Genomic DNA, 13,864 nt, shown 5'->3' with positions numbered 1-13,864 from the left:
CGTTTATGAGCGACGTGCGCCGCGTCAGAACAGCTCGAGATGAACGGGCGGCAGGCCTTCGATCGTGCCGCGCGCGTTACCCGCGCGAGTCGGGAAGAACATGCCGGTATACGAGCCGGTCGTGACGATCATGTCGGGCGTCACCGCGATGCGCAAATGCTGCGTGCAGTGGTTGACGACCCACGGCAGCAGTCGACGTGGATCGCCCGCGGGGTTGGCTGCGGGTTTGCCGGCCGTTGCGCGCGACACGTCTTCATTATCGAAGTGAAACTGCAACGCAGGCGCTTCAAACGGAAAATCGTCGCGATACGGCACCGCGTCGCCGATCACGAGCGCGCCGTGGTTCTGCAGATCGGCGAGCTGCGCGAAGCGGTCCACGTTCGGCCACTCGCGAAAGCGGCTCGCGACGATCTCGACCGTCGCGGCCATCGTGCCGATCGCGGACAGCACCTCATCGCTCGTGTACACGGTGGCACGCGGTTCGAACACGCGCGCGAAGCGGAACGCGATCTCCAGTTCGAGGCCGAGCGGCGCGTAGCGCTCGCGCGCGAACCGCGCGCCGCTCGCGTGGCATGCATCGAGAGGCAGCGGTGCGCCCTGGATCGGACCGTCGGCGGATTTCGCGCCGACCTTCCAGCCGCCGATGCCCACGCCGCGCCGCGCAAGTATCTCGTGCTGAACCGCGAACGCCGCAGCGGCGTCGGTGGGCAACTGTCCGGGCGGCGGCGTATCAAGCGTCGCGCCGCTTTGCCATGCGCCCGCGAGCCGCGCGGCGAGCGTTGCCAGTTCAGGCCATGATTGCGGCGCGGCATGCTGCTGCGCCTGCGGCGCATCGGGCGTGATCCATACCGTGCATTGATCGAAGCGGCTCATCATGCCCCCAGTTGCGACGCGACCGTATCACCTTGCTCGGCGCCCTGCGAGAAGCGGCTTTCAGGCTGCATCCGGAATGCAAGCACCACGCCGATCGCCATCAGCAGCATGCTGCCGACGAACGGCAGTTCCCAGCTGCCGAAGCGGTCGATCAGGAAACCGCCCATCACCGGCGAGATGATCGCGGCGAGCGCGGAGCCCGTGTTCATCATGCCGCTCGCGGTGCCCGAGTATTGCGGCGCGATGTCCATCGGGATCGCCCACATCGGGCCGATCGTCATCTCGGCGAAGAAGAAGCCGGCCGCGAGACACGCCATCGATCCGTACAGGTCGTGCATGAACATCATCGGCACGAGCGCGACGAACGTGCACAGCATGCACACCGACACCATATAGCTGCGCGCCCGCTTGAGGCTGCCGGTGCGCTGGAAGATCCAGTCGGTGACGATGCCGCCGAGCGTATCGCCGAGCACGCCCGCGAAAAAGACCACGGACGCGAAGATCGCCGACTTGTTCAGTGCGAGGTGATAGCTGTGCAGGAAGTACTGCGGAATCCAGCTCAGGAACAGCCACAGCGTCCAGCCGTAGCAGAAGTACACGACCGTGACGGGCGCCATCTTCCTGAAGAGCGCGAGCCACGGCAGGTTCGCGGCGCGTGCCTTCGGCTCCGGCAGGATCGCGAGTTCGGCTTCGGTAATGCGGCGATGCTCCTGCGGATGCTCGGTGAAAGTCAGCGCCCACACGGCTACCCAGATAAGGCTCAGCACCCCGCATGCATAGAACGACTCGCGCCAGCCGTAGCGCGCCATGATCAGCACGACGACGGCGGGCGCGACCGCGTTGCCGACCCGCGACGCCGCGTGGGTGATGCCCTGCGCGAAACCGCGCCGTTCTTTCGCGACCCAGCGCGACATTGCCGCGGTCGCGGCCGGGAACGTCGCGCCTTCGCCGAAACCGAGCAGCAGGCGTGCGGCGAACAGCGTGACGAGACCCGTCGCGAAGCCGGTCAACAGCGTCGCGACGCCCCACAGCGCGCCGCAGAACAGCAGTGTGCGGCGCGCGCCGAAACGGTCGCTGATCCAGCCGCCGATGATCTGGAAGATCAGATACGGATACGCGAACGCCGAGAACACCAGACCGACCTCGGTATGCGTGAGATGAAACTCCTTGCCGAACCCTGCCGCCGCCGTGCTGACGTTCACGCGGTCGAGGTAGGTGATGAAGTACATGATGCACAGCATGATGAGCACGATGCTGGTCGCGCTCGTCAGTCGATACCGTTTCATCGGTCAGTCTCCGTTGCCTGTTCGTGTGTTCGTGCCGGCGCCTTCGTGGGCGCCGGCGATCGGTCTTTCTCGCTTGCCTTACGTCGCTACCTTATGCCGCCAACTTATGTGGCCACCTCAAGCTGCCGCTTTCAGCGCAGCCGTCTTCGCCTGTGCGGCGAGATACTCCATCGCGGCCGGCAGCCCGCTGTCCTTCAGCGGCACGCCCGCGATCCGCAGGCCCATCTCGCAGCCCGCGAGCGTCGCCATCAACGTGAGGTCGTTGCAGTCGCCCAGGTGGCCGATGCGGAACATGCGGCCCTTCGCCTTGCCAAGCCCGGTGCCGAGCGACATGTCGAAGCGTTCGTAGATGATCTTGCGCACCGCGTCCGCGTCGACGCCGTCGGGCATCATCACGCCCGTCAGCACCGGGCTGTAGACGGCCGGGTCCGCGCACTGGATCTCGAGCCCCCACGCGCGCACCGCACGGCGGCACGCTTCGGCGAGGCGCTGGTGACGCGCGAACACGTTGTCGAGCCCTTCGTCCTGCAGCATGTCGAGCGCTTCGGAGAGCCCGTACAGCAGGTTGGTATTCGGCGTGTACGGCCAGTAGCCGGTCCTGTTCATCTCGACGATCTCGGCCCAGCCCCAGAAGCTGCGCGGCAGCTTCGCATTCGCGCTGGCCGCGAGCGCCTTCTGCGACACCGCGTTGAAGCTGATGCCCGGCGGCAGCATCAGGCCTTTCTGCGAGCCGGACACGGTCACGTCGACGCCCCACTCGTCATGCCGGTAGTCCGCGCTCGCGAGACCCGAGATCGTGTCGACGATCAGGAGCGCCGGGTGGCCCGCCGCGTCGATCGCGCGGCGCACCGCGGCGATGTCCGATGTGACGCCGGTCGAGGTTTCGTTGTGCACCACGCAGACCGCCTTGATCGCGTGCTGGCCGTCTTCGCGCAGGCGCTTTTCGATCATGTCGGCCTGCACGCCGCGCCGCCAGCCCTCGATGCCCGGCAGGCCGAGGAATTCCGGCTTGAGGCCGAGGCTCTCGGCCATCTTCTTCCAGAGCGTCGCGAAGTGGCCCGTCTCGTACATCAGCACCGTGTCGCCGGGGCTCAGCGTGTTCGACAGCGCGGCTTCCCACGCGCCCGTGCCCGACGCCGGATAGATCACGACCGGCTGTTCCGTCTTGAAGATCTTCTTGATGCCGTCCAGCACTTTCAGGCCGAGCGCGCCGAATTCCGGGCCGCGGTGGTCGATGGTCGGATAGCTCATCGCGCGCAGGATGCGGTCGGGTACCGGGCTCGGCCCGGGGATCTGCAGGAAGTGGCGGCCGGCGGGATGAAAATCGAGTTTCAGCATGGAAGGTCTCCGGGTTGAATTTTGCATGCAAAAAACTATACCCCCGATTCCGTGACGATCTCAAAACAAATCGAGCCCGTGTTTACCCGCAGCAAGTATGACTTTGTTACCGTTCCTACCCTCAGCTAGAATCGGTATTCAATAGCATTCGTGACTTTTTGTATGCAAAATCCCGATCTCATCGAACCCAGCGGCACGGCGCCGGCCCTGCCGAAAGTGGAACGCCAGCGGCTGCACGACACGGTCGTCGACCATCTGCGCCGCTTCATCGTCGAAGGCGTGCTGGAACCCGGCCGCAAACTCAACGAACGCGAGCTGTGCGAAACCCTCGGCATCTCGCGCACGCCGCTGCGCGAGGCGCTGAAGGTGCTCGCCGCCGAAGGGCTGATCGAGATTTCGCCGAACCGCGGCGCGTCGGTATCGAAGATGTCGGAGGCCGAACTGCGCGAGATGTTCGAGCTGATGAGCGGGCTGGAGGCGTTTTCCGGCGAACTGGCATGCGAGCGCATCACTGCCGCGGAGATCGCCGAGATCAAGGCGCTGCACTACGCGATGCTCGCGTGCCGCGCGCAGAACGACCTGGCCGGCTACTACAGCCGCAATCAGGCAATCCACGACAAGATCAACGAAGCCGCACGCAATTCGGCGCTGCGGCAGACCTATATCTCCGTCAACCGGCGCCTGCAGGCGCTGCGTTTCCGCTCGAACTACCAGATCACGAAGTGGGACCGCGCGATCCACGACCACGCGGAAATGCTCGAAGCGCTCGATGCGCGCGACGGCAAGCGGCTCGCGTCCATCCTGCGCCATCACCTGCTGGAGAAGCGCGACGCAGTGCTGCAGATCCAGTCCGACGTGGAGGCCGCGCAGGCGAAACTCGACGCCTGAATGCGATTGCTTGCGGCCGCATCCAGACAGGACGAGCCGCTGCTCAATGCGTTTTGAGCATTCATGCAGCTTATGCTGCTTTCCTTCGCTTACCGCGAAATGGATCAACACGTCTGTGCTTAAACCATTTCACATTGCGCGTTTCATCCGGAGTCCAGACGATCGCGTCTGGCCGCGCTTCTCCACGCGCTTCGACACGCGCCCGTCATCGTTGTTCATATTTCGCGCACGGAACCCCAGGCGAAATCCCATATTCCAGGCGGCTATCGCGAGCTTGAACGGATAAGCCCCGAAAAAATGGCGCAAATCGTCGCAGGTCCTTCGAAACACCATAAAGTTTTCGCGCCCGACTGCCGTTGATGCTCAGTGGGCGCGTAAATAATCTGTCTGCAAGCAAGGTCTCACCGACGCGCGTCCACAACGTGGATGGAAAACCCGAGGCGACGCGAAGGGTGCCGATATCGCGCGAGCCCAACAACGAGAGAAAACAATGTTGAACAAGCTGTCGATTCGCGCGAGTCTGACCTGGATGATTGCCTTCTTTGGCATCGTGCTGGTGGTCGGAGCCGCTGCTGGACTGTTGTCGCTGCGTGCGAGCAATGCCTCGCTGCAGCAGATGTATACGGTCGATACTCCGGCCGTCGCCGATCTCGAAGGCAGTGCCGGCCAGTTGCTGCGGCTGCGCCTCGCGCTCGCCACCTATGCGTCGCTGACCGACCTGAACGACCAGGCCGGCGCAAGCGCGGTGCTCAAGCGCTTCGATCAGTATCTGAAGATTTCGACCGACCGCCTCGATCACTTCCTGTCGATCTCGGGCGGCGACGATACCGACCAGCAGCTGATCCGCCAGATGCAGGACAAGCGCAACACGTTCCTGCACGAAGGCGTGGACCCTGCCCTCGCCGCGCTGAAGTCCGGCGACCGCAACGCGTTCTCCGAACTGCAGGCGCACAAGCTGCCGTCGCTCTACAACGGCTACGAGAAAGCGATGCTCGCGCTCGAACAGCGCCAGATCCAGCACGGCGCCGAACGCTACCAGGCCGCGCACGACCGCTTCATCACGGTCAGCATCGCGGTGGCCGTCGGCATGGTGCTCGCGCTGCTGTTCGCGTGGCTCGGACGCGTCGCGTTGATGCGCGCGATCGTGCATCCGGTCGACGCGGCGATCGCGCAGTTCCAGCGCATCGCGGGCGGCGACCTGACCGCGAAGGTCGTGGTGGAGAGCGACAACGAGATGGGCAAGTTGTCGGCAGCGCTGCAGAAGATGCAGGACGCGCTGATCCGCACGGTCAACACGGTGCGCGAAGGCACCGAATCGATCGACACCGGCGTGAGCGAGATCTCGTCGGGCAATACCGATCTGTCGCAACGCACCGAGGAACAGGCTGCGTCGCTCGAAGAGACCGCGGCGAGCATCGAGGAACTGACGTCCACCGTCAAGCAGACGGCCGAGAACGCGCACCAGGCCAGCTCGCTCGCGCATGGCGCATCGGGACTCGCAGCGCAGGGCGGCGAACTCGCGCGCGAAGTGGTCGGCACGATGCAGCACATCGTCGACGACTCGCGGCGTATCGCGGACATCGTCGGCGTGATCGAGGGCATCGCGTTCCAGACCAACATCCTCGCGCTGAACGCCGCCGTCGAAGCAGCACGCGCCGGCGAACAGGGCCGCGGTTTCGCGGTCGTCGCAAGCGAAGTACGCTCGCTCGCGCAGCGCAGCGCCGCTGCGGCGAAGGAAATCAAGGAACTGATCGATACGTCGACGGCGCGCGTGGAAACCGGTGCGACGCTTGTCGAACGCTCGGGCTCGACGATGACCGACATCGTCGGCGCGATTACGCGCGTGAGCTCGATCATGGGCGAGATCGCCTCGGCCGCGTCGGAACAGAGCACCGGCATCGACCAGGTGAACCTCGCGGTCGCGCAGATGGATCAGGTGACGCAGCAGAACGCGGCGCTCGTCGAACAGGCGGCCGCTGCCGCGGCATCGCTCGAAGATCAGGCGCGGCGCCTGAGCGCGGCGGTGGCGGTGTTCAGGACGTAATCGCAGGAAGAGCAAGCGAAGCAGGAGAGAAACGGCGCGAGGCATTCGCGCCGTTTTCGTTTTCGCCACCTCGGTCAGCGCGCCACCCTCAAACCGCTTCCACCGCCGCTTCCGCATCGCGCGGCAGATCGCGCAGCATCGCCTCGATGTGCGCGGGTGCGACCGGGCGGCTGTAGTGATAGCCCTGGATCTCGTGACAGTTGTTGTCGCGCAGGAAGTCGACCTGCGCCTGGGTTTCCACGCCCTCGGCAATCACATTGAGGTTCAGACGCTGGCCGAGTGAGATCACCGCCATCGCGATCGCCTTGTCGTCCTCGCCGTGCGGCAGCTCGCGCACGAACGACTTGTCGATCTTGAGCCGCACGATCGGGAAGTGCTTGAGCGCGGAGAGGCTCGAATAGCCGGTGCCGAAGTCGTCGATGGAAAGCCGCACGCCCATCTCCTGCAGGCGCTTCATGGTCTCGATCGAGCTTTCGAGGTCCTGCATGATGAGGCTCTCGGTCAGCTCGAGCTCGAGATAGCGCGGATCGAGCCCGGTGCGCGCGAGCGCGTCGCCGACGCTCGCAATCCAGCCCTTGTGCAGGAACTGCCGCGCCGACACGTTGACCGACACCGTCACCGGCGGCAGCCCCGCGTCCTGCCATCGGCGGTTCTGCGCGCACGCGGTCTGCAGCACCCATTCGCCGATCGGCACGATGAGGCCGGTGTCTTCCGCGAGGGGGATGAAATCGGCGGGCGCGATCGTGCCTTCGGTCGGGTGATCCCAGCGCAGCAGCGCCTCGACGCCGAAGATCACGCCGGTGCGCGCATCCACCTGCGGCTGGTAGACGACGCGGAACTCGCCCTTCGCGAGCGCCTCGCGCAGCTCCTCCTGGCGGCGCAGCCGCTCGTGCACCTTGATGTTCATCTCCGACGTGTAGAACTGGTAGTTGTTGCGGCCCAGTTCTTTCGCGCGGTACATCGCGGCATCCGCGTTCATCAGCAATGTTTCGGTATCCTCGCCATCGGCCGGATAGTTCGCGAGACCCATGCTGCACGTCACCTGGTACTTCTGGCCCGCAAGTTCGACGGGCTCGAGGATCGCGTTGCGCAGGCGTTCGACGGTCGCCTTCACCGCGGCTTCCTCGTGCGAATCGTCGAACAGCACGAGCACGAACTCGTCGCCGCCCAGGCGCACCACGGTATCGGTGCTGCGCACGCAGCTCACCATGCGCGCCGCGATCGTCTTCAGCAGGTCGTCGCCGGCGCGGTGACCGAGGCTGTCGTTGATCAGCTTGAAGTTGTCGAGGTCGACGAACACCACCGTCACGCCGCGCTCGTAGCGCTGCGCGTGCAGCAGCACCTGGCTCAGACGGTCGGCGAGCAGCGTGCGGTTCGGCAGGCCCGTGAGCGCATCATGATTCGCCATATGGCGGATGCGCTCCTCGGCCTGGGTCCGCTCGATCGCGATGCCCGCGATGCGGATCGCCATCGCGACCATCTGCGCCTCGACGCCGTCCGGATCACGATCCTCGCGCGCGAAGATCGTCAGCGCGCCGAGCGCGTTGCCGTCGTGCGACAGGATCGGCATCGAGCGGCATTGCGTGAAGCCGGTCAGCTGCGCTTCGAGCACGGCATCGCCGAAGCGCTCGTCGTTCGGCAGGTCCGCGATGAACACGGGCTGATGCGTATAGATCGCGAGACCGCTCGGGCCGGCTTCGGGCCCGATCAGCGAACCATTCGCGACGCGGCCGAACGAAGCCGGCAGGCTCGGCGCGGCGCCGACGCGGATGTGCAGGCCGTCGTCGTCGCGCAGCAGCACGGCGCACGCGCAGTCGCGAATCTGCGATTCGAGCAGATGCATCAGCGAAGTCAGCACCTGATCGAGCGGCGTGCTGGTCGCGATCATTTCGAGCACGCGGTTCTGTTCGATGCGTCGCACGTCGGCAAGCTTGCGCGCGGTGATGTCGCGCACGATCGCGACGACGCCGTTGTCCACGCGCACCACCTGGCGGTGCAGCCAGACCTGCGAACCGCCCGGGCGCACGTGCTGCCACTCGCGCTCCTCGACTTCGCCAGTGTCGAACACGCTCGCGAACTCGCGCGCGGTGTGGTAGTCGTCAGTATCGGCGAACACCGCGTCGAGCGACGCGCCGAGCAGTTGCGTACGCGCCTGTCCCGCCATCTCGATGCCGCGCCGGCTCACGTCGCGCAGCACGAACTCCGTCTGCGCGGCGCGCGTGCCGCGTGCCGCCTCGGCCGGCACGCGCTCCCACACGAAGAACGCGTCGAGGCTCGCCTCTGAAGCGACGAAATAGGTCTGCTGGATCTGCCGGGCGCGCGCGCGGCTCTTCGCGAGCTGCCAGCTCTTCAGGCTCAGGATCGTTGTCAGCAGCACGAGCAGCGCGCTGCCCGCCGCCGTTTCGACCACATAGACGAGACGGTCGTGGCGATAGTGCGCGAGCTGTTCGTCGCGCGACAGCCCGACGATCGCCGCGAGCGGAAAGCCATGCAGCACGCGCACGTTGGTGAAGCGTTCGACGCCGTGGTCCCACGGCTGCACCGCGAGCGTTTCCGTCGAATGGCTGGTGGCAAAGCCGGCCGGCAACGCCGCGCCCCACGACACGTCGTCGCCGGTCTGCTGCACGCGCATCGCGCCGTCAGAGCCGAGCAGCCCGAGGAAGCCCTGCCGGCCCATGCGCGGCTGGTCGTAGCTGCTCGTGAAGTACGACGGATCCATCGACAGCATCGCAATGCCGGCGAAGCGCCCCGCCGCATCCGACAGCCGGCGGCTGAAGATCATCTCGGGCGCACCCGATTCGGGGTCCGCGCTGACGCGGTCGATGTAGAGCGAGTCGCCACTGCCGAGCGCCTGCGCGACGAAGTACGGCTCGTTCGCCAGATTCTCGGGCGGCGTGTGGCGCGTGCTCGCGGTCACATCGCCGTTGCGGTTCGTGATCGTCACCTTGAAGACGATCGCGGACGGCAGCATGTCCTTGTTCTGCAGTTCCGCGAGCGCTGCGTCGCCTCGGACCGCGTACGCGTAGGCGACCGACTTCAGCGTCTGGTCGATCGAAACGAGGTTACGCACCACCTGCGCTTCGTAGGTGTCGGCGAGCTCGCGGCTCGATTCGATTGCGGCGCTGGTCGCGGCCGTGTGCTCGACGACGACGACGTGGATCACCGAGCCCCACGCCACCGCGAGCAGCACGAGCGCGAACAGCGGAAACCACAGCCAGGTTTCGCCGAAGCGGCGCCGCGTGCGCGCCGCGAACGCGCCCAGCCATGAGCGGCGCACGCCGGGCGCGTGGCTCGCGGGCGTGTCGCCTTGCTGGCGGACTGCGTCGGAATCGCTCATGGGCGCCTCGGGTTTATGCGGCGGTCAGTGCAGCGTCAGTACGGCCTTCACGCTCGGATCGAGTTCGCTCTTCTCGATGTAGCCGATCGTGTTCGCGCCGTTCGCCACGAGTTTCTTCACGGCGGTGGCGTCCGCGACTTCGCGCGGCGGCTGGCCGCGGCCGGTGAAGATCAGCTTCGACCAGTACGCGCGCAGCTGCGCGGGCGACTTGCCGGCCACGTCCTTGTAGAACTCGGTGCGGTTCGCGGAATCGTCCGCGAGGTCGACCGGCACGACGTCGCCGCCGCCCGGCAGCTGGCTCGTGCGGCCGAGGTAGATGTCGGCGACCTGGTTCTCGCTGAGCGTGCTCACCGGGTTCTTCGCGGAGACGATCACGACGAGCTGCGCATCGCACACGCTCGCGCACAGCCACAGCGCGACGCCGACGAGGCCCGTTTGCAGAATCCGTTTCGTGTGGTTCATCGCGGCGGCCTCAGAACACGAAATCGACGGTGGCCGTGACCACGTTGGTGCCGCTGCCGAGCTGATAGCCGGGCTGCTCGTTCGTGAAGAGCCCGGTCGAACCTGCGGGCGTCCACACGTGGTCGTACTGCATCTTCAGGTCGACGTTCTTCATGAAGTCCCAGCGCACGCCGGCCGACACCGAACTCTGGCCGACGTTGTAGTTCGGCGACAGCACCGGGCGATTGAGCGAATGCTCGGTCGCGTACGTGACGTACGGCGTGAACCTGCCGATCCGCACGCCGCCCGTCGCGTAGCCCGCGACGTAACCGGGCGTGAGTCCGTCCACCGTGACGCGCGCGATTTCCGCCTGCACGAACCAGCGTTCCATATCGAGATCCGCGGCGGCGCTATACACCGTGGCGGTCAGGCCGGACGCGAACGGCACCGATACTTTCGCGTGCACGTAGCCGACGTGCGTCGTGAGCTCGCGGTATTCGAGCGTGTCGAACAGGCCGAAGATGCCGGTCGCCTGGGTGCGCAGCGGGCCGGGAATCGCGTGGAACGTGCTTTCGCCGAAGATCACGCGCGCGGTGTCCGTCACTGGGCCCCAGTGCATCCGGTACGACGCGTCGATGCCGTCGCTGTTGGTGATCGGCTGCGCATCGTAGAGCTCGGACGGCACACGCACCCACGGGTTCGCGTAACCGACTTCGCGATAATCCGAGGTCAGGAAGGTCGGCACTTCGATCCGACCGACGCGCACGTTCACATCGGGCGTGAACGCGTAGTTGACGTTCGCCCACTCGAGCGTCGGCGTGTAGCTGTTGTCGTAGTTGTTGTGCGAGACGACCTGCACGAACGCGGACAGCTTGTTCGTGAACTGCGCGTTCAGCTGCAGACCGAGGCGGCTGTCGTCGCCGAAATCGACCGTGCGGCTCGCGCCCGCGCCGTACGGCTCGAACGCGCTGCCGGCGTAGTCGGCGGTCCTGAGACTGGAGTAGGTCGCGCCGAACGTGCCGAAGCCGCTCAGCGTGAACATCGACAATGGGCCATCGGCGCGGGCCGCGGGCGCGGCCGCCGCCATCGCGAGCGCGATGAAAGCGGGACGCAGCCGGAACCTGCCCGCGAGGACGCCGGGAACGACGAGACTGCGCATGTGAGAAGTAGCCAGGACAGAAGACAGAGGAAAGCTCCTGTCTTACGGCGTCTTACGCGCATTCTTTAGCGTTTCCGCAGACGATTGGCGCGAGAATCTTCTAAATGCAAGAGATTGAAATGGGGACGCATACGGATTAGGCAGCTTTTCGAGTGCAGCCTGAAAACACCCTTCTATTCGGCGTTTAAAAGCGGGGGCGCGCGGCTCAAGATGGGCCTGTCGCCGCCGTCAATCTGCACATGAATAGCCATAACAACCGCACCATGCCGTTCGATACCGAGGACCCCTGCTTCGCCGAAGCGCGCGCGCTCGCCGCGAGCGTGATCGCGATCCGCCGCGCGCGCGGCCAGACCAATCCATCCGATCACGAGCCGGACTCCGCGGCCGCGTTCATTGCTGGCGAGAGTTTCGCGCGCGATGTGATGCGGATGCTGATGGCGATCGACGGGGTGGAGATCTGAGTGGCGGCGTGTTACGCACGACCCGACTTGACGTTCCACGGGCGCCTCGCTCCCCTCGGCTCATTCGACAAATAGGTGCAGCAGATTCGCCGTCGCTAGCCGAACGGCCGAGTGTCATCAACGGATCGGATTCCTTAGAATTGACGCTTCCAGTCGACGCTTTCCGGAACCGTCATGAAACACCCTCAAGCCAATCCCCAAAGCAGGAGAGTGCCGTCCAGGCTGGCGGCGGCACCATCCACAGCAGACCTTTCCCGTTATGCCGAATCCGTCGAGTACGTCGGCAGCGGCGACCAAGCGTGCGCCGTGGCACGGTATTCCGCCGGCTTCGCGCCGGGCAACGCATGCCAGCCGCTGCCCCAGCCATCCGACACGCGGCCAGGCCACGGCGATGCTGAAGGCTGGAATTCTGGCCGGCAACATCAGCGAGGACTTTGACGGAGAACTGCCGAAGCGGGTCTGGTACAAGCGGGCATCGGGCATCTTCGAGGTGAGGCTGACGGATCGCGCGCATATTGGCTCAGGCAAACCGGCGGGCTACAAAGGATGGCCGGACGCGCTGGACAAACTGCCGGACAGCCCGCGGAATGTGAGGGCGTGCGATGCAGCTTGATTTCCTCTGCGACTGGCAGGACGGACCGGCCGAGGTCCGCCTCTAATCCCATCGCGCCTCATGGGCCAACCTGTCGGTCGGCGTCGACGAACAGCGCTTCACCCAAAACACCCCCCTTCACCGTGACGACGAAGACGGCAGCGCGTCAGATTCCGTTTCCGTGAGCGTATTTCCGCTTGCTGAATTCGTGGCGGCGAACTGGTGGGTCCTGTCGCACGAGCCGCTGGAAAAGCATGGCCTGCTCGCGGATGCGACAGCCTTCAATCGACGGCACTGGATCGACCGACACACTGACAGCTTTGCCTATCCCACGGTGGGTTTCTTTGGCGCTGACTCGTCGGTGCGAGTCGTCGCCCGGCCGTCCTGTATCGAAAGCGCGAACCTCCAGTTTCCGGTGTCCTCCGGCGGCACCGATTCGGGCTGGGAAGGCGTCGAGCGGCAAGACGTGGAAGCCACGCCGCTGGCGTTCCTCACCGAAACAGCCGGGCGGCTGCCGGCGGGTGAAGACCAGGCCTGGCTGAAAGACGTGATTACACGCGTCCGGCAATCCCGTGCCGATCAAGGCGAGGCCACCTACTGCCGCTACGCCGGGCTGCTCGGAGGCGATCCCTACCAGCCCGGCGACGATCTCGAGCATGCGGTCACGCGAACAATCGCGCTCCTCGACGAAACGGTCGCCGCGGAAATGTTCGCGACAGCGGAACTCGCCGATGTCGTGAGCAAAGCTTCGTGGATCCGGCAGCAGACCGACTCTGCCATTCGACGTTCACGGGAAGCGGCCGCGCATGCGGATGGCCTGAAAGCGGATGTTCGCGCCGTCGCGTCCGTGGCGGGGAAGCCATGGGAGCGCGGCTACCGGATCGCCCAGGAACTGCGAGCACGGCTGGAGTTGTCGCGAGATGTTCCGCTGCCGGATGTCGATGCCGTCACCGTGCCCTTCTGGGCGCAACGTCCGACGTGATTTCGAGCATCAGAAATACGGAAACGAATTGCGGCGCGCGCGGCATTGCGTCGAAAAACGGCGATGGCCTCGCGCTCGCGGTCACGAAGCAGAACTCGCGAGACCCGCGTTTTCAACCCGTGGCCACGTTCGCCGACTTTCTGTTCTCGGAGACTGGCGAGCTATTCCTGTCGACAGGCGCATCGACCGACCGGCAGAAGCGCGACCGCGCCTTTGCGGCCGGATTTCTGGCACCGATCGAAGGCATCAAGGGCAAATGGTCGAAGAGCCGGTCGCCCGAGGTGAATCAGGAGGAGATCGCACGCGATCTGGCCGTCTCGCCTTACATCGTGCGATATCAGGTTCTGAACCAGGCCGGGTATCTTTGGGAATCGAGTAGGGTGAGGGGTTACCCCCTCAGCCCTCTCACACCACCGTACGTGCGGTTCCGCATACGGCGGTTCAGTTCATGCTCTGGAGGCGA

The 13,864-nt window shown here is 65.4% G+C and carries 12 protein-coding genes; 6 read left to right on the top strand and 6 right to left on the bottom strand.

The window, feature by feature from the left end; translation table 11 throughout:
* Nucleotides 1–24: 24 nt before the first annotated feature.
* The 3 genes from DVS29_RS23770 to DVS29_RS23760 all read right to left on the bottom strand — a co-directional run bounded on the left by DVS29_RS23770 (nt 25) and on the right by DVS29_RS23760 (nt 3,497).
* The gene (locus DVS29_RS23770) at nt 25–873 is read right to left on the bottom strand and encodes a 2-keto-4-pentenoate hydratase (RefSeq protein ID WP_240655769.1); all 849 of its coding nucleotides are present in this window, start codon (nt 871–873) and stop codon (nt 25–27) included.
* Complete coding sequence (locus tag DVS29_RS23765; protein WP_118182969.1) at nt 873–2,159, bottom strand: MFS transporter; 1,287 nt, start codon at nt 2,157–2,159, stop codon at nt 873–875. Before DVS29_RS23765 ends, DVS29_RS23770 begins: the two co-directional genes overlap by 1 nt.
* Before the next feature lie 117 nt (nt 2,160–2,276).
* A complete protein-coding gene (locus DVS29_RS23760; RefSeq protein ID WP_118182968.1) occupies nt 2,277–3,497 on the bottom strand; it encodes a pyridoxal-phosphate-dependent aminotransferase family protein in 1,221 nt (406 codons plus the stop codon).
* A gap of 162 nt (nt 3,498–3,659) precedes the next feature.
* Here DVS29_RS23760 and DVS29_RS23755 point away from each other — a divergent pair, with 162 nt between their 5' ends.
* Together DVS29_RS23755 and DVS29_RS23750 are read left to right on the top strand one after the other, a co-directional pair.
* Nucleotides 3,660–4,385 (top strand): GntR family transcriptional regulator, encoded by a 726-nt coding sequence (locus tag DVS29_RS23755; RefSeq protein WP_118182967.1) that lies wholly within the window; start codon nt 3,660–3,662, stop codon nt 4,383–4,385.
* 490 nt (nt 4,386–4,875) lie between these two features.
* The gene (locus DVS29_RS23750) at nt 4,876–6,429 is read left to right on the top strand and encodes a methyl-accepting chemotaxis protein (protein ID WP_118182966.1); all 1,554 of its coding nucleotides are present in this window, start codon (nt 4,876–4,878) and stop codon (nt 6,427–6,429) included.
* 88 nt (nt 6,430–6,517) lie between these two features.
* Here the strand turns inward: DVS29_RS23750 and DVS29_RS23745 are convergent, their stop codons facing one another.
* The 3 genes from DVS29_RS23745 to DVS29_RS23735 are packed head-to-tail and all read right to left on the bottom strand — an operon-like array spanning nt 6,518 to nt 11,366.
* The gene (locus DVS29_RS23745) at nt 6,518–9,766 is read right to left on the bottom strand and encodes a bifunctional diguanylate cyclase/phosphodiesterase (protein ID WP_118182965.1); all 3,249 of its coding nucleotides are present in this window, start codon (nt 9,764–9,766) and stop codon (nt 6,518–6,520) included.
* A 24-nt stretch (nt 9,767–9,790) separates the two neighbouring features.
* Nucleotides 9,791–10,228: a type 2 periplasmic-binding domain-containing protein gene (locus DVS29_RS23740; RefSeq protein ID WP_118182964.1), complete on the bottom strand. Its 438-nt coding sequence runs from the start codon at nt 10,226–10,228 to the stop codon at nt 9,791–9,793.
* 10 nt (nt 10,229–10,238) lie between these two features.
* Nucleotides 10,239–11,366 (bottom strand): hypothetical protein, encoded by a 1,128-nt coding sequence (locus tag DVS29_RS23735; RefSeq protein ID WP_118182963.1) that lies wholly within the window; start codon nt 11,364–11,366, stop codon nt 10,239–10,241.
* A 239-nt stretch (nt 11,367–11,605) separates the two neighbouring features.
* Between DVS29_RS23735 and DVS29_RS23730 the strand changes: the two genes are divergently transcribed.
* The 4 genes from DVS29_RS23730 to DVS29_RS37400 all read left to right on the top strand — a co-directional run.
* Entirely contained in the window at nt 11,606–11,827 is a 222-nt protein-coding gene (locus DVS29_RS23730; RefSeq protein ID WP_240655768.1) for a hypothetical protein, read from the top strand.
* Nucleotides 11,828–12,218: 391 nt separating this feature from the next.
* Nucleotides 12,219–12,440 carry a hypothetical protein gene (locus tag DVS29_RS37020; RefSeq protein ID WP_124800707.1) on the top strand — a complete coding sequence of 74 codons (222 nt, stop codon included), beginning with the start codon at nt 12,219–12,221 and terminating at the stop codon, nt 12,438–12,440.
* A gap of 160 nt (nt 12,441–12,600) precedes the next feature.
* On the top strand, nt 12,601–13,401 hold the full coding sequence (locus tag DVS29_RS23720) for a hypothetical protein (protein ID WP_118182960.1): 801 nt from the start codon (nt 12,601–12,603) through the stop codon (nt 13,399–13,401).
* On the top strand, nt 13,398–13,864 hold a 467-nt coding region (locus tag DVS29_RS37400), incomplete at its 3' end, for a hypothetical protein (RefSeq protein WP_205962512.1). The genes DVS29_RS23720 and DVS29_RS37400, both read left to right, overlap by 4 nt.

Origin of the sequence: Paraburkholderia phosphatilytica, from assembly GCF_003443895.1 — a bacterium.
GTDB classification, from domain to species: domain Bacteria; phylum Pseudomonadota; class Gammaproteobacteria; order Burkholderiales; family Burkholderiaceae; genus Paraburkholderia; species Paraburkholderia phosphatilytica.
This window is presented reverse-complemented; position numbering and strand designations above follow the sequence as displayed.